The organism is Lysinibacillus halotolerans, assembly GCF_003711845.1.
GTDB lineage: Bacteria > Bacillota > Bacilli > Bacillales_A > Planococcaceae > Ureibacillus > Ureibacillus halotolerans.
In genome coordinates this window covers 12,692-33,294 of record NZ_RHLQ01000018.1, presented here as the reverse complement: position 1 = coordinate 33,294, position 20,603 = coordinate 12,692, and the positions used below count along the sequence as shown (strand labels likewise).

The 20,603-nt window shown below is 35.4% G+C and carries 20 protein-coding genes; 9 read left to right on the top strand and 11 right to left on the bottom strand.

Features of this window, described 5'->3' with window-relative positions:
• Positions 1 to 152: 152 nt before the first annotated feature.
• Complete coding sequence (glpK, locus tag EC501_RS08915; RefSeq protein WP_122971937.1) at positions 153 to 1,643, bottom strand: glycerol kinase GlpK; 1,491 nt, start codon at positions 1,641 to 1,643, stop codon at positions 153 to 155.
• 48 nt (positions 1,644 to 1,691) lie between these two features.
• Positions 1,692 to 2,504 carry an MIP/aquaporin family protein gene (locus EC501_RS08910; RefSeq protein ID WP_122971936.1) on the bottom strand — a complete coding sequence of 271 codons (813 nt, stop codon included), beginning with the start codon at positions 2,502 to 2,504 and terminating at the stop codon, positions 1,692 to 1,694.
• A gap of 447 nt (positions 2,505 to 2,951) precedes the next feature.
• Between EC501_RS08910 and EC501_RS08905 the strand changes: the two genes are divergently transcribed.
• Complete coding sequence (locus EC501_RS08905) at positions 2,952 to 4,178, top strand: saccharopine dehydrogenase family protein (RefSeq protein WP_122971935.1); 1,227 nt, start codon at positions 2,952 to 2,954, stop codon at positions 4,176 to 4,178.
• Positions 4,179 to 5,318, top strand: coding sequence for a carboxynorspermidine decarboxylase (gene nspC / locus EC501_RS08900; protein ID WP_122971934.1), 1,140 nt, complete (start codon positions 4,179 to 4,181; stop codon positions 5,316 to 5,318).
• A 121-nt stretch (positions 5,319 to 5,439) separates the two neighbouring features.
• Here the strand turns inward: nspC and EC501_RS08895 are convergent, their stop codons facing one another.
• The gene (locus tag EC501_RS08895; protein ID WP_122971933.1) at positions 5,440 to 6,618 is read right to left on the bottom strand and encodes an MFS transporter; all 1,179 of its coding nucleotides are present in this window, start codon (positions 6,616 to 6,618) and stop codon (positions 5,440 to 5,442) included.
• 394 nt (positions 6,619 to 7,012) lie between these two features.
• On the opposite strand from EC501_RS08895, the gene EC501_RS08890 reads away from it, so the two are divergent.
• The 3 genes from EC501_RS08890 to EC501_RS08880 all read left to right on the top strand — a co-directional run bounded on the left by EC501_RS08890 (position 7,013) and on the right by EC501_RS08880 (position 11,108).
• A complete protein-coding gene (locus EC501_RS08890; protein ID WP_122971932.1) occupies positions 7,013 to 7,210 on the top strand; it encodes an SE1561 family protein in 198 nt (65 codons plus the stop codon).
• Positions 7,211 to 7,393: 183 nt separating this feature from the next.
• Positions 7,394 to 8,944, top strand: a complete 1,551-nt coding sequence (locus EC501_RS08885) for a fumarate hydratase (RefSeq protein ID WP_122971931.1) — start codon at positions 7,394 to 7,396, stop codon at positions 8,942 to 8,944.
• 265 nt (positions 8,945 to 9,209) lie between these two features.
• Entirely contained in the window at positions 9,210 to 11,108 is a 1,899-nt protein-coding gene (locus tag EC501_RS08880) for a heavy metal translocating P-type ATPase (RefSeq protein WP_122971930.1), read from the top strand.
• 34 nt (positions 11,109 to 11,142) lie between these two features.
• Here the strand turns inward: EC501_RS08880 and EC501_RS08875 are convergent, their stop codons facing one another.
• Both EC501_RS08875 and EC501_RS08870 read right to left on the bottom strand, forming a co-directional pair.
• A complete protein-coding gene (locus EC501_RS08875; protein ID WP_122971929.1) occupies positions 11,143 to 12,069 on the bottom strand; it encodes a YihY/virulence factor BrkB family protein in 927 nt (308 codons plus the stop codon).
• A gap of 27 nt (positions 12,070 to 12,096) precedes the next feature.
• Positions 12,097 to 12,429 (bottom strand): YtxH domain-containing protein, encoded by a 333-nt coding sequence (locus EC501_RS08870; RefSeq protein WP_122971928.1) that lies wholly within the window; start codon positions 12,427 to 12,429, stop codon positions 12,097 to 12,099.
• A 173-nt stretch (positions 12,430 to 12,602) separates the two neighbouring features.
• Here EC501_RS08870 and EC501_RS08865 point away from each other — a divergent pair, with 173 nt between their 5' ends.
• On the top strand, positions 12,603 to 12,824 hold the full coding sequence (locus EC501_RS08865) for a DUF1128 domain-containing protein (RefSeq protein WP_122971927.1): 222 nt from the start codon (positions 12,603 to 12,605) through the stop codon (positions 12,822 to 12,824).
• Between the two features lie 47 nt (positions 12,825 to 12,871).
• Here the strand turns inward: EC501_RS08865 and EC501_RS08860 are convergent, their stop codons facing one another.
• From EC501_RS08860 to motA, 4 genes are all read right to left on the bottom strand, one after another.
• On the bottom strand, positions 12,872 to 13,789 hold the full coding sequence (locus EC501_RS08860; protein WP_122971926.1) for a pseudouridine-5'-phosphate glycosidase: 918 nt from the start codon (positions 13,787 to 13,789) through the stop codon (positions 12,872 to 12,874).
• On the bottom strand, positions 13,786 to 14,877 hold the full coding sequence (locus EC501_RS08855; protein ID WP_122971925.1) for a PfkB family carbohydrate kinase: 1,092 nt from the start codon (positions 14,875 to 14,877) through the stop codon (positions 13,786 to 13,788). The genes EC501_RS08860 and EC501_RS08855 overlap by 4 nt, the downstream gene beginning before the upstream one ends.
• Before the next feature lie 139 nt (positions 14,878 to 15,016).
• On the bottom strand, positions 15,017 to 15,775 hold the full coding sequence (motB, locus tag EC501_RS08850) for a flagellar motor protein MotB (RefSeq protein WP_122971924.1): 759 nt from the start codon (positions 15,773 to 15,775) through the stop codon (positions 15,017 to 15,019).
• On the bottom strand, positions 15,759 to 16,562 hold the full coding sequence (gene motA, locus EC501_RS08845; RefSeq protein ID WP_122971923.1) for a flagellar motor stator protein MotA: 804 nt from the start codon (positions 16,560 to 16,562) through the stop codon (positions 15,759 to 15,761). The genes motB and motA overlap by 17 nt, the downstream gene beginning before the upstream one ends.
• A gap of 383 nt (positions 16,563 to 16,945) precedes the next feature.
• Between motA and EC501_RS18395 the strand changes: the two genes are divergently transcribed.
• Positions 16,946 to 17,086, top strand: a complete 141-nt coding sequence (locus EC501_RS18395; protein WP_158599695.1) for a hypothetical protein — start codon at positions 16,946 to 16,948, stop codon at positions 17,084 to 17,086.
• Between the two features lie 95 nt (positions 17,087 to 17,181).
• Positions 17,182 to 17,793 (top strand): beta-class carbonic anhydrase, encoded by a 612-nt coding sequence (locus tag EC501_RS08840; RefSeq protein WP_241559307.1) that lies wholly within the window; start codon positions 17,182 to 17,184, stop codon positions 17,791 to 17,793.
• 60 nt (positions 17,794 to 17,853) lie between these two features.
• Here EC501_RS08840 and EC501_RS08835 read toward each other — a convergent pair whose 3' ends face one another.
• On the bottom strand, positions 17,854 to 18,405 hold the full coding sequence (locus EC501_RS08835) for a GNAT family N-acetyltransferase (protein ID WP_122971968.1): 552 nt from the start codon (positions 18,403 to 18,405) through the stop codon (positions 17,854 to 17,856).
• Between the two features lie 519 nt (positions 18,406 to 18,924).
• On the opposite strand from EC501_RS08835, the gene EC501_RS08830 reads away from it, so the two are divergent.
• Positions 18,925 to 19,656, top strand: a complete 732-nt coding sequence (locus EC501_RS08830) for a hypothetical protein (RefSeq protein ID WP_122971922.1) — start codon at positions 18,925 to 18,927, stop codon at positions 19,654 to 19,656.
• A gap of 24 nt (positions 19,657 to 19,680) precedes the next feature.
• On the opposite strand, the gene map is transcribed toward EC501_RS08830, so the two are convergent.
• On the bottom strand, positions 19,681 to 20,433 hold the full coding sequence (gene map, locus EC501_RS08825) for a type I methionyl aminopeptidase (RefSeq protein WP_122971921.1): 753 nt from the start codon (positions 20,431 to 20,433) through the stop codon (positions 19,681 to 19,683).
• Positions 20,434 to 20,603 lie beyond the last annotated feature (170 nt).

Genomic DNA, 20,603 nt, shown 5'->3' with positions numbered 1-20,603 from the left:
TGTATAGAACAAAAAGCGAATTTAACAAAGTGAAAAAAGAGGAAGCATCTATGCCTCCTCCACTGGCCATAAAAAAGAGATCACAAAACACCACCTTTAAAGGTATGTTTAAGTGATCTCTAAATAATCTAGCTTAATTTCTAAAACGAGAATTATTTATATGTTCGCGTACTTGCAACAGCTCTTTCCCAACCGTCGACCAATTCTTTTCTTTTCGCTTCGTCCATTTTCGGCTCATAAGATTGGTCAATTGCCCATTGGGATGCAATTTCTTCTTGACTTTCCCAAAAGCCAACCGCTAATCCAGCCAAATAGGCTGCTCCTAGCGCCGTTGTTTCATTTACCTTTGGCACTTCTACTGGAACATTTAAAATATCGCTTTGGAACTCCATTAAGAAACTATTCTTAACAGCTCCTCCGTCGGCACGTAATGTTTTCAATGAAATTCCTGAATCCTTTTCCATCGCATCGAGAACAGCCTTCGTTTGATATGCTAATGATTCCACTGTAGCACGAACGAAATGATCCTTTGTTGTTCCGCGCGTTAAACCAAATATTGCTCCCCTTGCTTCACTGTCCCAATAAGGCGTTCCTAATCCAACAAAGGCAGGAACAACATAAACTCCGTCCGTTGAATCAACTCTTCTACAATATTGCTCACTGTCAGCAGCATTATTAAACATACGTAAACCGTCACGTAACCATTGAATAGCAGATCCGGCTACAAAAATACTTCCTTCTAGCGCATATTCTACTTTGCCATTTAATCCCCATGCTAACGTTGTTAATAAGCCATGGACAGATTTAACTGGTTTCTCACCAGTATTCATGAGCATGAAGCAGCCTGTTCCGTAAGTGTTTTTTGCCATCCCCTTTTCAAAACATGCCTGGCCGAACAATGCTGCTTGCTGGTCTCCAGCCACCCCAGCAATTGGTACTTCCTGACCGAAGAAATGCTCTTTATCGGTAGTCGCATACACTGTTGATGAAGGACAAACTTCAGGCAACATAGATGTTGGAATATCAAGAATCGATAATAATTCCTCATCCCATTTTAATTCGTAAATATTATACATAAGTGTTCGGGATGCGTTGGAATAATCCGTCACATGGGCTTTACCGCCAGACAGTTTCCAAATTAACCAAGTATCGATTGTACCGAATAATAACTTTCCTTCATTAGCAAGTTCCCTTGCACCATCCACATTGTCTAAAATCCATTTCACTTTCGTTCCTGAGAAATAAGCATCGATTAATAATCCCGTTTTGGAACGGAAAAGTTCGTTATATCCATTGCTTTTCAATTCCTCACAAATATCGTTTGTTTGACGTGACTGCCAAACAATTGCATTGTAAATCGGATTTCCTGTTTCTTTATTCCAAACAACCGTTGTTTCCCGTTGATTTGTTATCCCTATCGCTGCTACCATTTCAGGAGAAACGTCTGCTTCTGATAAGCAAGAAGCAATGACAGCTAAAACCGAACCTAAAATTTCGTTGGCATTATGCTCAACCCACCCTGGATTTGGAAAGTGTTGAGTAAATTCTTTTTGAGCGCTATGGACAATTTCTCCTTGCTTATTAAAAAGAATTGCTCTTGAACTAGTTGTTCCTTGATCGATTGACAAAATATATTTTCCCATTTTCCTGTTCCCACCTATCTATAGTTCATTTTTAACTTCGTTTGTCTTTTAAAGCATTTCATTACTTGTTAAATTTCTTGGACTCATAAAATAAGCAATACCTAAAACAAGTACTGTCACAACTAATACAATCCAAAATTCAGTCGTCATCGTATTATTAAATACAGCTTTATGGAATAATGCACCTAGAGAGCCACCAAGCAGTGGACCAACAACTGGTATCCAAGAATATTTCCAATTTGAAGACCCTTTTCCAGCAATCGGAAGAACTGCATGGGCGATACGTGGGCCTAAATCCCGGGCAGGATTAATAGCGTAACCTGTAGTACCTCCAAAGGCCATACCGATGGCAACAATTAGAAGCCCTACAGCAATTGGATTTAACCCTTCTGTAAATTGCCCCGCTCCGATAAATTGCAGACCTAATAGCAATACAAATGTCCCAATAATTTCACTTAACAAATTGGAAAACGTATGAGGTATAGCCGGTCCAGTAGAAAATACGCCTAGTTTTGCACCTGGATCCTTCGTTTCCTTCCAATGAGGTAAATATTGAAGGAAAATAATACATGCTCCTAAAAATGCTCCGATTAATTGTCCAAGAATATATAGTGGAACATCATTCCAAGCAAAATCACCCGTCCATGCTAAACCTACTGTTACTGCCGGATTCAAATGGGCACCACTAATACTTCCGACGGCATAAACCCCTAATGTTACACCTAGCCCCCAAGCAATCGAAATGACTACCCAGCCGGCATCTTTTGCATAGGACTTCGTTAGATTAGCGCCCGCGCAAACACCTGCTCCAAACAAAATTAAAATCATCGTCCCTAAAACTTCTCCCCAAAACGGTGACATCTTCAACATCTCCTTTGTTTTAAAATAATAAGGAAACACCTTTTATTATTTAAAGGTATAAGGGCAATAAGTGTTTCCCTTTTGTACTCCAAACTAAAAAAATGAATGGAAACGCTATCATTTTAACTCATAATTACGCTTAGACAAATTTATTTATTCGTTGTCGTAACAAATAAATTTTGAAGGATTGTCCAATCTTTATTGCTCAAACGAACTATTATATTTGAAAGAATATGAGTAAAATTCTTTAAAAACTTGACTCTATTATACATTAAATAGTTTCATCTTTAGGATAATATTCTTCAAAACTAGTTAAAATTCTCCAATATCCTTTATCTTTCTACAATGAAATAAACAACTGAAACCTAATTTTATTTGATACCCTCAACATTATTGTGTATAATCGTTTTGTTTTAAAAAAATAAAATATTTGGGGGTTATAAAGAATTGGGTAAAGCATTGATTATTGGAGCTGGCGGTGTAGCTAGCGTAGTCGTACACAAATGTGTACAAAATTCAGAAGTGTTCGAGGAGATTATGATCGCTAGTCGAACTAAGTCAAAATGCGACGCTTTAAAGGAAAAATTAGACGGCGGTAAAACAATTATCCACACTGCACAAGTTGATGCGGATAATGTTAACGAACTTGTTGAATTAATCAATGGATTTAAACCAGATGTGGTAATTAACGTTGCTTTACCATATCAAGACTTAACAATTATGGATGCATGTTTAGAGACAGGTGTGCACTATGTTGATACTGCAAACTATGAGCCACCTGAAACAGCTAAATTTGAATATAAATGGCAATGGGCTTACAAAGAAAAATTCGAAAAAGCTGGTCTTACAGCTTTATTAGGTAGTGGATTCGATCCAGGTGTAACTGGCGTATTCTCTGCTTACGCTCTAAAACATCACTTCGATGAAATTCATTACATCGATATTTTAGATGCGAATGCTGGTGACCACGGTTATCCTTTCGCAACAAACTTCAACCCAGAAATCAACATTCGCGAAATTACTGCGAACGGTCGTTACTGGAAAGAAGGCAAATGGGTAGAAACTGAACCTTTAGAGTTTAAAGAAGTTTATAACTTCCCTGAAATTGGACCTAAAGATATGTACCTTCTATACCATGAAGAATTAGAATCTTTAGCAAAAAATATTAAAGGCATTAAACAAATTCGTTTCTGGATGACATTCTCTGAAAAATATTTAACTCACTTACGAGTTTTAGAAAACGTAGGAATGACATCTATTGAACCAATCGAATTTGAAGGTCAAATGATTCAACCACTTCAATTCTTAAAAGCTGTTTTACCAGATCCAGCATCCCTTGGACCTCGTACAAAAGGTAAAACAAATATCGGTTGTATCTTCCGTGGAATAAAAGATGGTAAAGAAAAAACTTACTATGTATATAACGTTTGTGACCACGAAGAATGTTACCGTGAAGTAGGTAGTCAAGCTATCTCTTACACAACAGGTGTACCTGCAATGATTGGTGCAATGTTAGTGATGAATGGCGAATGGCAAAAACCAGGTGTATGGAACGTGGAAGAATTCAATCCAGATCCATTCATGGAAGCTTTAAATAAATGGGGCTTACCATGGCAAGAAAGCCATAACCCAGAATTAGTGGACCTTAGCCTTGATAAAGAAGAGGCGAAGTAAATGAAGACAATTGATTGGAATACAGCGCCGTCTCCAAGTTATGTTGTGGACGAGCGCCTGCTATTACGTAACTTAGAAATATTAAAATCTGTACAAGATCGTACAGGTTGTGATATTTTACTAGCACTAAAAGGGTTCTCCATGTTTTCTACTTTCCCAATGGTGCGTCAATATTTAAAAGGTATTACATCAAGTTCTTTATTTGAAGCCCGCCTAGGTTATGAAGAATTCGGAAAAGAAGTACATGCCTATGCACCAGCTTATGCAGAACATGAAATTGATGAATATTTAAAATATGTGGATCATATCGTGTTCAACTCCTTTGACCAATTAAACAAGTATAAAGAAAAAGTACAAAGTTTGGACAAGCACGTTTCGATCGGTTTACGTGTAAATCCTGGTTACTCTGAAGTTGAAACACCACTTTATGACCCATGTTATATCAATTCTCGTCTTGGAATACCTGTTGATTCATTCCGTCCAGATCAATTAGACGGCGTTGAAGGTATCCACTTCCACGCGATGTGTGAACAAGGTTCAGACGTATTGGAGCGTATTTTAGTACACTTCGAAGAAAAATACGGTGAATATTTACATCAAATGAAATGGATTAACTTCGGCGGTGGTCATCATATTACCCGAGAAGATTACGATGTTGACAAACTTGTATCATTAATTAACTACATGCAAGAAAAATATGACGTGAAAGTTATTTTAGAACCAGGAGAAGCAATTGCTTTAAATACTGGTTACTTAGTAACGACTGTCCTAGATGTAGTGAAAAACGGAATGGAAATTGCCATTTTAGATACTTCTGCTACATGTCATATGCCAGACGTATTAGAAATGCCTTACCGTCCCCAAATTATTGGCGCGAGTACACCAAATGACAAACCGTATACTTACCGTCTAGGTGGTATGACATGTCTAGCTGGTGACGTAATTGGCGATTACTCATTTGACGAACCATTAAAAGCTGGTGACAAAATAGTATTTACCGATATGGCTCACTATACAATGGTGAAAAACCATATGTTCAATGGTGTAAACTTACCAAGCATTTGTTTATATAACGAAGATGAAGGCGTAAAAGTCGTACGTCAGTTTGGTTATGAAGACTACCGAAATAGATTATCTTAATAAGCACAAATAAGCTAACTCAGAATTATTGAGTTAGCTTATTTTTTTAAAGGAAAACTCTCCAAATCAAAAAGAATACATATCAGTTTGTTTCTGACATGTACCCTTCTCTACTTTCAATTTAATTTGCTACTTGTTTCATTTGTTTTCCAAAGATTAATACGATAAGAAACATAGCAAACAAAATAGCTGATATAAATAATAGGAAACTAAAGTTATGGATAAATTGTAGATATAATCCACCAACAGTTGGCCCTACTAAACTGCCGACACTAAAGAAAATACCGCATAATAAATTCCCCGTTGGCAATAGAGCTTTCGGCGTTAGTTCCGCCATGTATGTTATTCCTAGAGAGAACATAGATCCTAAGAACATACCAGCTAGTAAAAATACCGCCGCTATAACGAACTCAGAATGCTCAAACAAACTTCCAATTCCGAAAAATAAAGTCCCACCTAAAAAGGTAATTAATATAATTTTTCTTCGACCTATTTTATCGCCCAATATTCCTATTGGTACTTGAGTAAGTATACCACCTATTGAAAAGGCAGCTAATATTATTGATACCATAGAAACGTTAAATTCTTTTCTTAAAGCATAAACTGGGAATAGAGAATTTAAAGAAGTTTCTAATACGCCATATACGAAAGGCGGTAAAAATGCTATCCATGCATATTTGAATGATAATTTATATCGATGGAAACTTTTCACTTCCTTACTATCCCCTGTTAATGCTTCTGGTTTTTCATTGTGAACAAAGAAAACAAAAGACCAAGCAATTAAACAAAGTACAGATGACAAAATAAATGGGAACGTTTCAGATATTTTTATTAAGTTCACCATTAACGGTCCTACCGCAAATCCTACGCCAAAGGATAATCCATAAATGGACATCGTTTTTCCGATACTTTCAGCTGGTGATGTGCTTGTAAGCCATGTTTGAGTAGCAAAATGTAAACAATGGTCTCCGATACCGATTAACATTCGTAAAATAAACCAAAACATCACATTTTGCCATAAAGGAAAGAGAAATAAAGAAACAAAAACAACAGCTCCACCAATAATAATAATCGGTTTATAACCAAATTTACGTAGTGGCTTTTCGACAAATGGTGATATTAATAGCGTTCCTATGTATAGCCCTGTAGCATTTAAACCATTAAGAGCGGATGATACACCATCGCTTTCAAAAATAACCGAAATAAGTGGTAATAGCATACCTTGTGAGAAACCTGAAATTGATACAATTGCTACCAAAATCCAAAATCTACGTTGTACATACTTTTCAGTTGCTATCATAATTTTCCTCCAACTAAAACTACAAACTAAGAATATGTTACCATAGAAGGAAATAAATAGCCCCTACATTTTAGCTTATAAAAAAACCTTAGTGACATTGCATCACTAAGGTTTCTACAGTTCAGTTAACTCCATAATTGATTGAATAAACTACGTTTCGGCCATTCGATAGCCGAAAAATTGTTTAAACTCCCTCCTTCTTTTTCGTAGAGTGAGCATCTTCTTTTCGACCATCTCCTTTCGATTAGTTAAATATAACTTATCATATAAATTCAATTTTGTAAATATTCAGAATAATTTTCTTTACAATTAAAATTACCCCCTTCTTTTCCACATAATATTTGAACAATAACGCCAAATTCGCTATGATGGTCATGACGAAAGAGGTGTAATCATGTCGAACCCTATTACAGATAAAAACAAACAAGTGAATTACTTAAAAGAACGTCTTCAAATTTTTGTTGAAGTTTTAGATGCCATTGATCCCGAAACTGCAGATATTGAGGATATCGACAGACTCATTCAAATTATCGATGATGTTGAAGAAAAAATGGACCAATTCAATCACCGTAACGATTCAACTAAAGAATAAGTAATGAAATCGAATGAAACCATCTGAAACTATTCGGATGGTTTTTATATTGGAAAGAAAAGTTAAACCATTAAAAAATGATAGAATAAAAACCTTAACTCTCTATCTCTCTTTTTTTCGTGAAATGAAAAAGGTATAATAGAATTGAGAGTAAATTTCTTTAATATTCTGGGGGGAATATAAATGTCTCAAGTAGCGACATCCTATTTACAAACATTAGAAAAAAGTCTTTATGACTTAGTGAGCGAAACTTCCACTAATTTACCAGCAGACGTTCGCCGTGCGATTAAAAAAGCTAAAGAAGCTGAAAATGCCGGAACACGTGCTGCAATGAGCTTAGACACGATTACAAATAACATCGTTATGGCAGAAGATAACGTTTCACCTATTTGCCAAGATACAGGTTTACCTACTTTTAAAGTAAAAACTCCAATCGGTGTTAACCAATTAGAAATTAAAGCTGCTATTAAAAACGCAATTGTTCAAGCAACTAAAGATGCTAAATTACGTCCAAATGCAGTTGACTCTTTAACTGGGAAAAACAGTGGAGATAATTTAGGAGACGGACTTCCAGTTGTGAAATTTGAACAATGGGAGAAAGATTATATTGAAGTTAAATTAATTTTAAAAGGTGGCGGGTGTGAAAATAAAAACATCCAATACAGTTTACCATGCGAATTAGAAGGTTTAGGCCGCGCTGGACGTGACTTAGATGGTATCCGTAAATGTATTTTACACTCTGTATGGCAAGCACAAGGACAAGGCTGTTCAGCTGGTTTTATCGGTGTTGGAATCGGTGGGGACCGTTCTTCTGGATATGATCTTGCAAAAGAACAATTATTCCGTCCCGTTGACGATGTCAATCCAAACCCTGATTTAGCAAAATTAGAAGAATATATCGTTGAAAAAGCGAATACTTTCGGCGTTGGTACAATGGGCTTCGGAGGTGAAGCAACATTACTAGGATGTAAAATTGGCATTATGCACCGTATCCCGGCATCATTCTATGTATCCGTTGCTTATAACTGTTGGGCTTACCGTCGTATGGCCATCGATATTGATGCGACAACTGGTGAAATTAAAAAATGGCATTATCAAGAAGGAGAAAAAGTTACATTCCGTGATGAGCCAAAAGCTGAAACAAATTCAGAAAGTAAAGTAGTAGAACTTACTGCACCAATTACTGAAGAACAAATTCGTGAACTTAAAGTAGGCGACGTTGTAAAAATCAACGGTCGTATGTATACTGGTCGTGATGCAATTCACCACCACTTAATGAGCCACGATGCACCTGTAGACTTAAACGGTCAAATTATTTACCATTGTGGACCTGTTATGGCAAAAGACGAAAATGGTAACTGGACTGTTAAAGCTGCTGGTCCTACTACTTCAATTCGCGAGGAGCCTTACCAAGGTGACATTATGAAAAAATTCGGTATCCGTGCTGTTATCGGTAAAGGTGGTATGGGGCCGAAAACACTTGCTGCCCTTAAAGAACATGGCGGTGTTTACTTAAACGCTATCGGCGGTGCTGCCCAGTACTATGCGGATTGCATTAAAAGTGTAGATGGTGTCGATTTACAAGAGTTCGGCATTCCAGAAGCAATGTGGCACTTAAATGTAGAAGGATTCACTGCTGTTGTTACAATGGACTCCCACGGTAACTCTTTACACGCAGACGTTGAAAAATCTTCATTAGAAAAACTTTCCCAATATGCGGAAAGAGTATTCTAATTAAACAATGTAATTTCATCAATATTTGTTCATCAAAACCTACAAGGATCATTGATTCTTGTAGGTTTTTTCTTTTCCTCCCCCTCCCTTTACATCAACTTTTTTCATGAGTAAAACAAATATGTTTTACAATTCCACACGTCTATATTATAATAATTATAAATTAATAAGAATTATTAAAAACTCATATGGCAATTGAAAATTATTATCAATATTGAATTATATGAGTTTTGATATTGATATTCATTATCATGAGGAGGCTAAAATGAATACTTCTAATCGAGAAAATAATAATCTAATTGAGAATATAAAAGAACATAAAGAACTTATTGCTGCTTTACTATCAGGTTTCATAACATTATTAGCTTGGCGTATGGAATCAAACGGACTTATAACAGCAGCGATTATCGCCTATTTAAGTGCTTTTGTTATCGGTGGATACGCGAAAGCAAAAGAAGGATTCCTCGACACAATTGAGAACAAAACATTAAATGTTGAATTATTAATGGTGTTAGCTGCTATCGGTTCATCCATTATCGGGTATTGGACTGAAGGAGCAATTCTAATCTTTATTTTTGCTTTAAGTGGTGCTTTAGAATCTTATGCAATGAATAAAAGCCATCGTGAAATTTCAGCGCTTATGAACTTACAGCCTGAAGAAGCATGGTTAGTTCGGGGTACCTTTGAACCGATGAAAGTTCCCGTTTCTACATTAAAGGTTGGAGATCACTTACTCATCAAACCAGGTGAACGTATTCCTGCTGACGGTCAAATTCTAAAAGGTACTTCTTCTATTGATGAATCGGCTATTAGCGGAGAATCTATGCCTGTTACAAAACAAGTCGGTGAACATGTATATGCTGGTACTGTGAACTTAAACGGTACCATTACAATCAATATGACCAAACCGAACTCTGAAACGTTATTCCAAAAAATTATTAACCTTGTACAATCTGCCCAAAGTGAAAAATCTCCTTCCCAACAGTTTATCGAACGTTTTGAAGGGACTTATGTAAAATTTGTACTGCTTGCTGTCGGACTTATGTTATTCCTCCCCCACTACTTACTTGGCTGGGATTGGACAACAACATTTTATCGTGCAATGGTATTATTAGTCGTTGCATCGCCGTGTGCCCTTGTAGCATCCATCATGCCAGCGACCCTTGCTGCGATTTCAAACGGTGCAAGAAATGGCATTCTTTTTAAAGGTGGTGTTCATTTAGAACAACTAAGTGCCTTAAATCTTTTAGCGGTCGATAAAACAGGGACTTTAACTGTTGGAACTCCGACCGTAACAGATATTATCGTAAGGGAAGACTTAAACGAAAAGGATACAATTGCTACTCTAGCTTCCATTGAATCACAAGCAAATCATCCATTAGCACAAGCTATTGTAAACTATGCTAAAAAAGAAAAGATCAATACGATACAAGGAATTGAAATCGAAGATGTTCCGGGATGGGGGTTAAAAGCCCATGACCAAAATCATTCTTACTTAGTTGGGAAACCAGAATTTGTCGGGAAACTTGAAGCTACAAACTTTGCAAACAATGCTGCAGAAAAGTTAGCTGAAGAAGGTAAAACCGTTATCTTTATGAAAGATGAACGAGGCATTGCCGCTTTAGTAGCTATGAAAGATACAGTCCGTGATGAAGCAAAAGTGGCTGTAAAATTGTTAAAAGAGCTAGGAATTGAAGTTGCGATGCTTACAGGAGATAATGAGAAAACCGCTCGAACAATCGCAAGCGAGGCTGGTGTTAATAAATTTATCGCCGAATGTTTACCTGAAACGAAAGTAAATCATATAAAAAATTATTTACAAACTTATCGAAATGTCGGAATGGTAGGAGATGGTATTAACGATGCTCCTGCATTAGCAACCGCTTCAGTTGGAATTGCTATGGGAGGCGGAACAGATGTGGCACTTGAAACAGCAGACGTTGTATTAATGAAAAATGATTTATCCAAAATTGCTTATGCGATTCGTTTATCAAAAAAAATGCAAAAAATTGTGAAGCAAAATATTCTCTTTTCTATCGCTGTTATTTGTCTATTAATCATTTCTAACTTTATACAAGTAGTCGACCTACCCTTTGGTGTAATCGGACATGAAGGCAGTACCATTTTAGTTATTTTAAACGGTTTAAGAATGTTAAAATTATAAACTAAAAAGCTTTCGCTAAATTTTAGCGAAAGCTTTATTCATTATATCCTTTTTTAACTATCCTTCTTTTATGCATTGTTGCATTTAACAATCCACCAAATATTAGAATCATTCCGGTGAAATATAACCAAAGCATTAAAATAATAATGCCAGCAATACTTCCATAAGTAGAAGTATAGTTTCCAAAATTATTCACATAGTAGGAAAAACCATAAATTAGTACGACCCATGACACCGTTGAAAAAAAGGCACCGGGTAAAACACTAATCATATGTAATTTCGGCTCTGTATTCGGTATAATCCAGTACATTAAATTTAAAACGATAAATATTAATATTGGAGGTATAATCCATCGGACAAATCTCCAAAATTCTGAAAAGGTCTCTTCGACACCTAAATAACTAAATAACGAAAAGGCAAATTGATGCCCCAATATCGGTATTAATAAGGCTAGCAGAATGAGAATGACTAGGGCGATTGTAAAGACGAGAGACCACCCTCTGTTAATAAATCCAGGTTTCCTTTCAGTTTCATAGGCGTCATTTAACGTTTTAATTAACGCATTGACTCCCCTAGATGCCGACCAAATTGTCCCGATGACCCCGATAGATAACAATCCACCACCTTGATGGGTCGTTAAAATTTCGGTTATCGTTCCTTGGGTAAGCAAAAAAACTTCTGTTGGTACGATACTTTGAAGGAAATCGAAAACATGTTCTTCATCCAAATCTAAATAAGGTAGTAAAGTAACCATAAAAATGAGTAGCGGGAAAAAGGACAGTAGAAAGAAGTAGGCTAATTGAGCGCCCATTCCGGATATGTCTACATCCCTCATTCGAACAATTAAATCTTGTATAAACCCTTTACCCGTAGTAATGTCGATTTTCGATTCATCAGGATCTATAAAGGATTTTACTAACGATAACGTCTCTGATACGGATGGTTTTCGCTCTTCACTCAATTTCGCCCACTTCCCCTCGATTAAATTTTACGATTCCTTTTTAGATGAATTGGAAATAACCTTCTTCGTATCATTTACAATGCTTTGGACTGTATTCGGTATTTCCTTCACTTCATTTAATTTACTTACAATCGTATTAATATTTCCCGAAAGATCCACATATAATTCTTGTGCCTCTTCTACTTTTCGTTCAATTAATTGTTGTAGTTCTTCTCGATTTTTTGCATAATAAACAAACGTACTTTTCACTTTTTTTGTTGTTTCAATTGCATGTTCTCTTGTTTTACGGTCAAACATACTTATAACAGCACCTGCTACTGCTCCTACAACCATTGACTTTAATAATTTACTTTCACTCATTTATGTTTTCCTCCTAAACAAGATTAAAACATTTTCATGTATAATGGTAATTATTTCTTCACAGTACCATTCTATAAAAAAATAATAGTTTTTTAAAGCAAGCACTAAATGTTATTGACAGGAAGGGCCAGTAATGAAATGATAAATTGGATACTTTGAAAGGTGGGGTCACAATGGATTTAACTAAACCATCGCGGGACAATGTCATCTATATGATTGAGCAAATTAAAGAAAAGCTTCGAATGGTCAATGTGGACGCTATGAAATCAGAGCATTTTACAGATGAAAATTACGAAGACATATTGTATCTTTACGAAATGGTTATGAAAAGAAACACGTTCAGCCCTAGTGAGATGCAAGCGATCGTTTCAGAATTAGGTGCATTACGTAAATAAAAGAAGTTTCCAACAAGGACAACATCCTCGTTGGAAACTTCCTTTTTTTATTTTTTATTATTATTTAAAGCAATAGCAATGCCTGCTCCAACTTTAGCGTTGTTTTTTACAAGGGCAATATTCGCTTTTAATGATTCACCTTCCGTTAATTCTTTCACTTTACCAAGTAGGAATGGTGTCACGTCTTTCCCTTTAATGCCTTTTTCCTCAGCTTCCTGTAAAGCCTCTTCGATAATATTATTAATGAACTTGGCATCAAGGGCATCTTCTTCAGGGATTGGGTTAGCAATGACAGCACCGCCGTTTAAACCGATTTCCCACTTCGCTCTCATCATATTTGCTACATCCTCCACAGTATTTAGACGGAAGTTAACACTAAACTCGCTCTCTCTTGTATAGAATGCAGGTAAAATATCTGTTCCAAATCCTACAACAGGAACACCTTTTGTTTCAAGATATTCTAGTGTAAGTCCGATATCTAAAATAGATTTCGCACCAGCACATACTACAGCTACATTTGTTTGAGCTAATTCTTCTAAGTCTGCAGAAATATCCATCGTGTTTTCCGCGCCTCTGTGTACACCACCGATTCCACCTGTTACGAATAGTTCAATACCTGCTAATTCAGCTGCAATCATTGTTGCTGCTACTGTTGTTGCACCAATTTTTTTCGTAGCTAATAAATAGCCTAAATCACGACGTGAAGCTTTTGCCACATTTTTGGCATTCCCGAACATTTCTAATTCTTCATCTGTTAAACCGATTTTAATTTTACCGTCGATAATCGCAATTGTAGCTGGTACAGCACCCATATCTCGAATAATTTGTTCTACTTCTCTAGCAGTTTGTACATTTTGAGGATACGGCATGCCGTGGGATATAATTGTTGACTCAAGGGCAACGATAGGTAATCCTTTTTCTTTTGCCTCTAATACTTCTTGTGAAAATGATAAATAATTTTTCATAATTGTTCCCTCCAATGATTAATTTCATCTGCATTTAGTTCTTGTCTTACCGTTTTATCGGATTGTAAAGTTTTGGCAGCATTATATAGACCAAACTTTACCGCATCAGAAAATGATTCTCCATACAATACGCCATGCACGAGAGCACTTACAAAGGCATCACCAGCTCCCGTTACATCGATTACTTCCGCTACATTCACTGCATCAAAATAAAAAATACCATTTACGTTTCCAACGATTACACCACGGTCTCCTAACGTTAGAACGACGTTTTTCGCGCCTTTTTCGAGCAGTTTTTTCACACCATCTGTATAGTCGCGATCATTCATCATACGGATATTCAAATACATCTCGGCCTCTTCCTTGTTACAAATGAAGTAAGTAACACCGATTAAATCATCCGGCATATTTTTCATTTTCGGTGCTGAAACCGGGACAATTACAAAGGGGATATCTCTTAAACAGGCTAGATTTTGTAAATAAACTACCGTTTCTTTTGGACAATTCAAATCGACAATAATACATTTAGCGTTACTCAATATCGCTTCATGTTTTTGTAAAATAGACGGCTGAAGTTGATCGTAAATCGACATATCTGCCATTGCTAAAACAAGTTCTCCCGTTTGATCTAATACCGCACTGTAGGAACCTGTTTTCAAATCGGAAAAGACTTCAATATAATTTAAGTCCATAAACGCCTTGCTTTCATGTTCAATAACCTTCGCATCTTGATCTTGTCCGAGTAATGTAATTAATTTCACTTCATTGCCGAGCCTTCCTAAATTTTCAGCAATATTTCTTGCTACGCCTCCGACGCTTTCCGTTACACTCGACGGATTGGACGTCCCGTATTGTACACGGCCATCAATATGGAATTTTCGGTCAATGTTGGCACCGCCAATGGCAACGACTGAATTTTTTTCCGGTAATACATAAGCTCGTCCTACAATTTCTCCTTTTTTAATAAGGCCAGAAATAATGTTGGCTAAAGCAGGCCTCGACATACTTAATTGTTCAGCCATTTCTTGTTGTGATAAAAAAGGATTGTTCTTTATCGCTTGAAGAACGAGCAGCTCTTTTTCATTCACTGACATACCACCTTATATGTACAATTGTTTTAATGGTGAAACATTTGTTTAAAATTATAAACTTTTGTTTGACATTAGTCAAAATAATTTTTCAAATGAAAAAACCCGAAAGTAATATAATTTACTTTCGGGTTATTTATTATTGTTCATTTACTTTTGTACCATCTTCTTGAACAAGTTGTTGTATCAACACTTCTACACGACGGTTTTTCGCTCTTCCTTCTTCTGTCTCATTTGAAGCAATAGGCGAATATTCCCCATATCCCTTTGCACTAAAATATTTTGGATCTAGCTCAGGATTATGGTCGATAATTAATTTCATTAAATTGACAGCCCGCATCACGGATAATTCCCAATTCGATTTAAATTCCTCGGTATTTTGAGGGACGTTATCCGTATGTCCTGTAACGACAATATAACGGGCTGGATCCATTTGTAATAGTTTCGATAGCTCATCGGCAATATCTACATAATCTTGCTTCACATCTGCCTTACCTGGATCAAACAATATACTATCTCGAATTGTAATTAATAACCCTTCGTCCGTCATTTTCGTAGCGAAAGTACTTTCTAATTCATTGACCGCAATAAAATTATCAACCCGCTCTTGGATTGCTTGTAATTCTTGTTGGTCTTGAATATAGGCACTTACCGAAACACCGTCTGTTACAGTATTCGAAGACTCTACAACGGAAGAGTGTTCCATAAAACTATAACCGCCATCAAATATTTCACTAAAAACAGCAGACATTTGTTCTAACTTTTCTTGATCTACGGTACTAGAAGCAAATAACACGATAAATAATGCCAATAGTAGCGTTAATAAATCCGAGTAGGGTAAAAGCCATGACTCATCCACATGATCGTCGTGATTTTTTCTTTTAGCTTTCTTTGCCAAGGCCACCCGCCCCGCTTTCATTCATAATTTGTTGGCGTTCATCCATTGTTAAGTAGGAAGCTAATTTTTGTTCAATTACCCTTGGTGCTTCCCCTTCTAATACAGATAAAATACCTTCAATCATTAAATACTTTTGTTTTACTTCTTCTGCTGATTTTCGTTTTAACTTATTGGCAAACGGAGTCCATAAAACATATCCAGTAAAAATACCAAGTAACGTTGCAACGAAGGCAGCAGAAATGGCATGACCTAGTTTATCAATATCACTCATATCCTTTAAGGCAGCGATTAAACCTACAACTGCCCCTAATACCCCTAAAGTTGGGGCATATGTACCGGCTTGGGAGAAAATTTGTGCACCACTTGCATGCCGATCTTCCAATGCTTCTACTTCTTCCGTTAGTACATCGCGAATATAATCCGCATTTTGACCATCAATCGCTAACGTAAGACCATTTTTTAAAAATGGATCTTCTACTTCAGATGCTTTCACCTCTAATGCAAGTAAACCTTCTCTTCTTGCTAAGTCAGCCCATTCAGAAAACATTTTAATAATTTCTATGTCACTCTTAAGTTTTGTTTCAGTAAATAAAATTTTAAATAGCTTTGGTACTCGCTTTAATTCTTTTGTCGGGAAAGCAATTGTTACAGATGCAATTGTTCCTACAATAATAATTAAAAAAGCAGCAGGGTTAATTAAAGCACTTAAACTAGCACCCTTTAACACCATTCCAACAAATACAGCAATAATACCAAGAACAATCCCTATTATCGTTGATAAATCCATATACGCTCCTCCAAATCTTCAACCTACTATTTTTTTCGACATGTTTTCTATAATTTTTACATCCTTATTTCAGAAAGTGCCAGGTTCATCATTTTTTCCTGTTTATTCAGCAAAAAACAACACTATTTAACTAGGTTAATATTTGTATCGGCCAATGAGTAAAAAGAATAATACATAATAATTAAGTTCATTAGGTATAATTAGCCAAATATAATAATAAATTAGTATATTTATTAGCTTTAACATAAAAAATATTAGCAATTCATTCTCAAAGCTTCGTGAAATTGCCAATATTAATTTTCATCTTAAGATACAATTGTTTATGAATATATTGTATAATAGGAAACAATGACACTTGTTTATAAGAAAGGAGTCTTTCAACAATGGGTATGTATATTTCTACTGTAGTGGGCTTTTTCGTAGTAATTATGATTGCTATGGCTATGTTCATTCATTACTTACGCGTCGGTTTAAACTCTGCATCATCTGTTAAAATCGATCCTAAACCAACTGAAAAATATTAATGAAATATTCGTTAAGTCGACCAAATCCATTCCGGGTTTGTCGACTTTTTTCATATATACTATAATTTAAGCTATCAACAATAAGGGGTTGTGGAATGATGAAATCATCTTTAAATGAAATTCTTAGTTTTAATGAGTCATTTGTTAAATTTAAACAATACGAACCCTACATTACATCAAAATTTCCTGATAAAAAATCAGTTATTTTAACTTGTATGGATACTCGTTTAGTTGAATTGCTTCCAAAAGCTATGAATATGCGTAACGGAGATGTAAAGATAGTAAAAAGTGCCGGGGCACAAGTTAGCCATCCCTTTGGAGCTATTATGCGTAGCTTATTAGTAGCTGTTTATGAACTAAAAGCAGATGAAGTATATGTGATTGGCCATCATGATTGTGGGATGAGTGCAATTGATCCAGAATTGATGATTCACCATATGATTGAACGTGGTGTAAATGAAGATATTATTAATACTGTAAAATTTTCAGGTATTGACTTAGTGAAGTGGCTTAGAGGATTTGGAGATGTTTCAACAAGTGTTTTGAAAAGCGTTGATTTAATTCGCAATCACCCATTAATGCCAAACGGAACGCCTGTCCACGGACTAATCATGGATCCGAATACTGGGAAGCTGGATTTACTTTCCGATGGGAATGAATATTTAACGAAAAATAATTTGATTGATACGACAAAAATTGAACAATAATGTAAAAGGGTTAATCTTAAACGATCGTTTAACATTAGCCCTTTTATTGTACGAAAACGTTTATGAATAATAATCATATCGTAGTAAAGAATATAAATAATGATCTTCCCAACGGCCGTTAATATATAAAAGCTCTCTTAATAGACCTTCTCGAACGAAATGGGCGTTTTCTAACACTTTAATGGAACCATCATTTTTCGGTGATACATAGGCTTCAATACGATGTAATTGTACATTTTGAAAGGCAAATTCAACGACTTGTTTAACTGCTTCCGTAGCAAAACCTTTTCGAGTATAATTTTCATCAATCGAGTACCCGATGAACGCACTATTATAAGGCAACCTTTTTATGGCATATAACGAAATATGACCGATTAAATAATTACTTCCCTTTTCATAAATACCAAAGGAATATTCTCGATTTGCTCGTAGCAAATGCATACTCTCTAATATTTTTTTAAATTGAGCTTCTTCCGTGTAAAACTCATCCTCATGGAGAGGTTCGTGGATAGACCAAAAATACTTATTCCTTCTCATTAAATCCGCTAAATTTTTTGCATCGGATTCCACTAATGTCCGTAATAATAATCGATCACTTTCGAGCTTTATCAAATGATCACCCTTTTTATGTAGTAAATTCAAAAATTTTTTTACCATCCCGTATACCTTAAAGCCTTTCCTCAAATTTTATCCAACTGTTTCCATCATTTACATTATGAACGTCTTTATACAACTCTTAAGAAATTATTCTTGATGATTAAAAAAATTCCTTTAAAATACTTCTTATTAATAATCGCTTATTTTTTATCCACTATTACATGTATGCATACAATAAACTGAATATTTACGCCCAGCTTATTATGCTTTCTAAATGTTTGAACATTATATTAGTAAAGGTTACTTATTTTCAAAAAAGGGATTCACCATCTAATCAAAAGTAGGATATTATAATTCATATGCTCTAAACATCCATTGAAAACTAGGAGAACTGTAGCTAAATTTTATATCTGTATTTTTTTATCGAAAGCAATTGAAGGATTGTTTAGGTTTTCACAAAATTTTATTACTATTTGGAAATTGTTGTTCAAAACTAAGTAAATGTATATAATTTTATAGAAAGGAGAGGAAAGAATGAGTCGTATAATCCTATTATTTACTTCGGTTATTGTAGTCACCCTTTTTACATTTAATGCATTTTGGCTACAATTTAAAGGGCATTCCACTATTCAAATTATAGATCGTTTACCGATTCTATTTGCACCAACGAATTTTACTTACTACATATGGGTTCTTGTTTTCATTTTTCTTTTCCTTTGGATATATAACTACGTAAAATTACGCCGCACTGATTATTTTATTTCGATACCCCAAGTTATTCTTTTTTTATGTGTAGTTATTTTTCAAATTGCTTCCCTGTGGAGTTGGCATAGTGAACAATTTGTCATATCCTTTGTTTTATTATTTATACAAGTCATTTTATTATTTGGACTTTATTTAACTTATCCATTAAAAAAAGAAATTTTCAAAATAAGAATACCGATTGCTGTTTATTTTAGTTGGTCTACATATCTACTAATTTTACATGGTTGGTACTTACTTGTTGATTTACAATGGAAAGGTTTTGGTTTAAGTAGCGCGCTGTGGACAGTAATTCTAATGACGATTGGTACTGCGATTGCATTACATCTACGCTATCATCATTTTGATATTGCATATCCACTTGTTATGATATGGTGTTATTTAGGAATTGCGATTTCAAATGGTTTTGATGAACTATTAGTAACGACAGCAGCGCTTTTCTTAATAGGTGTTTTGGTAGTGGGCATATTCTTTATGAAAAAAAATCCTGCGCACTTGAAGTAATTCTTCAAGTGAACAGGAATTTTTTTAATCTTCAATTTGTGTAATGATGATTGGTTTGTCTTTCGTAACAATAACCGTATGTTCGATTTGTGCTACTAAAGATTTGTCCGGTGTAATAAATGTCCACCCATCTCCAGCTTCCACAATATGTTCTGCTTTTTCGGATATGAATGGCTCTACAGCTAAAACCATTCCTTCCTTCATAATCGTTGCATCCCAAGCATCATAATAATTTAAAACGTGATCTGGTTTTTCATGTAGGGAACGGCCAATTCCGTGACCAGTTAAATTCATAATAACAGTTAAACCATTATCTCTCGCTTCCCGTTCAACTGCTTTACCAACTCGATTTAACTTTGAGCCCGCTTTTACTTTTGTCATCGCACGATCAAAGGCAGATTTTGCAACCGTACATAGCTTTTCCTTTTCAGGATAACCACTTCCTACAACAAAGGAAATACCCGTATCCGCAAAATATCCATTTAAAGAACCAGAAACGTCAATATTGACCATATCTCCTTCTTTAATTTCCTTTGAACCAGGAATCCCATGGGCAACTTCGTGGTTTACACTAATGCAAGTATAACCAGGGAAATCATATTCTCCTTTTGGTCCAGAAATTGCGCCTGCCTCTTCAAACATACGTCCTGCAATTTCATCTAACTCTTTTGTCGTAATACCCGGTTTTGTTGCTGCTTTCATGGCTTCACGAATTTCAGCGCAAATACGGCCAATTTTTTTCAATGCTTCTAATTCTTCTTTTGTTTGAACAATCATGTTAAACGTCCTTCCTATATACATATCTTTATATAATATACCATAATCGAAAAGGTTTTTATGACAATTGCACCTGATAGGAAATCGTTTTTTCTTTTCAGAATTATCTATACGTAGTCCTTTTTTAGATCGAATGATGGGATTATCTATTCAGTAATAAAACATTTCTC

What these genes read in the sequence shown, in the direction of transcription:
- glpK (WP_122971937.1), bottom strand. Translation starts at nt 1,643, where the DNA reads ATGGGAAAATATATTTTGTCAATCGATCAAGGAACAACTAGTTCAAGA.
- EC501_RS08910 (WP_122971936.1), bottom strand. Translation starts at nt 2,504, where the DNA reads ATGTCACCGTTTTGGGGAGAAGTTTTAGGGACGATGATTTTAATTTTG.
- nspC (WP_122971934.1), top strand. Translation starts at nt 4,179, where the DNA reads ATGAAGACAATTGATTGGAATACAGCGCCGTCTCCAAGTTATGTTGTG.
- EC501_RS08895 (WP_122971933.1), bottom strand. Translation starts at nt 6,618, where the DNA reads ATGATAGCAACTGAAAAGTATGTACAACGTAGATTTTGGATTTTGGTA.
- EC501_RS08890 (WP_122971932.1), top strand. Translation starts at nt 7,013, where the DNA reads ATGTCGAACCCTATTACAGATAAAAACAAACAAGTGAATTACTTAAAA.
- EC501_RS08885 (WP_122971931.1), top strand. Translation starts at nt 7,394, where the DNA reads ATGTCTCAAGTAGCGACATCCTATTTACAAACATTAGAAAAAAGTCTT.
- EC501_RS08880 (WP_122971930.1), top strand. Translation starts at nt 9,210, where the DNA reads ATGAATACTTCTAATCGAGAAAATAATAATCTAATTGAGAATATAAAA.
- EC501_RS08870 (WP_122971928.1), bottom strand. Translation starts at nt 12,429, where the DNA reads ATGAGTGAAAGTAAATTATTAAAGTCAATGGTTGTAGGAGCAGTAGCA.
- EC501_RS08865 (WP_122971927.1), top strand. Translation starts at nt 12,603, where the DNA reads ATGGATTTAACTAAACCATCGCGGGACAATGTCATCTATATGATTGAG.
- EC501_RS08860 (WP_122971926.1), bottom strand. Translation starts at nt 13,789, where the DNA reads ATGAAAAATTATTTATCATTTTCACAAGAAGTATTAGAGGCAAAAGAA.
- motA (WP_122971923.1), bottom strand. Translation starts at nt 16,562, where the DNA reads ATGGATTTATCAACGATAATAGGGATTGTTCTTGGTATTATTGCTGTA.
- EC501_RS18395 (WP_158599695.1), top strand. Translation starts at nt 16,946, where the DNA reads ATGGGTATGTATATTTCTACTGTAGTGGGCTTTTTCGTAGTAATTATG.
- EC501_RS08840 (WP_241559307.1), top strand. Translation starts at nt 17,182, where the DNA reads ATGATGAAATCATCTTTAAATGAAATTCTTAGTTTTAATGAGTCATTT.
- EC501_RS08830 (WP_122971922.1), top strand. Translation starts at nt 18,925, where the DNA reads ATGAGTCGTATAATCCTATTATTTACTTCGGTTATTGTAGTCACCCTT.
- map (WP_122971921.1), bottom strand. Translation starts at nt 20,433, where the DNA reads ATGATTGTTCAAACAAAAGAAGAATTAGAAGCATTGAAAAAAATTGGC.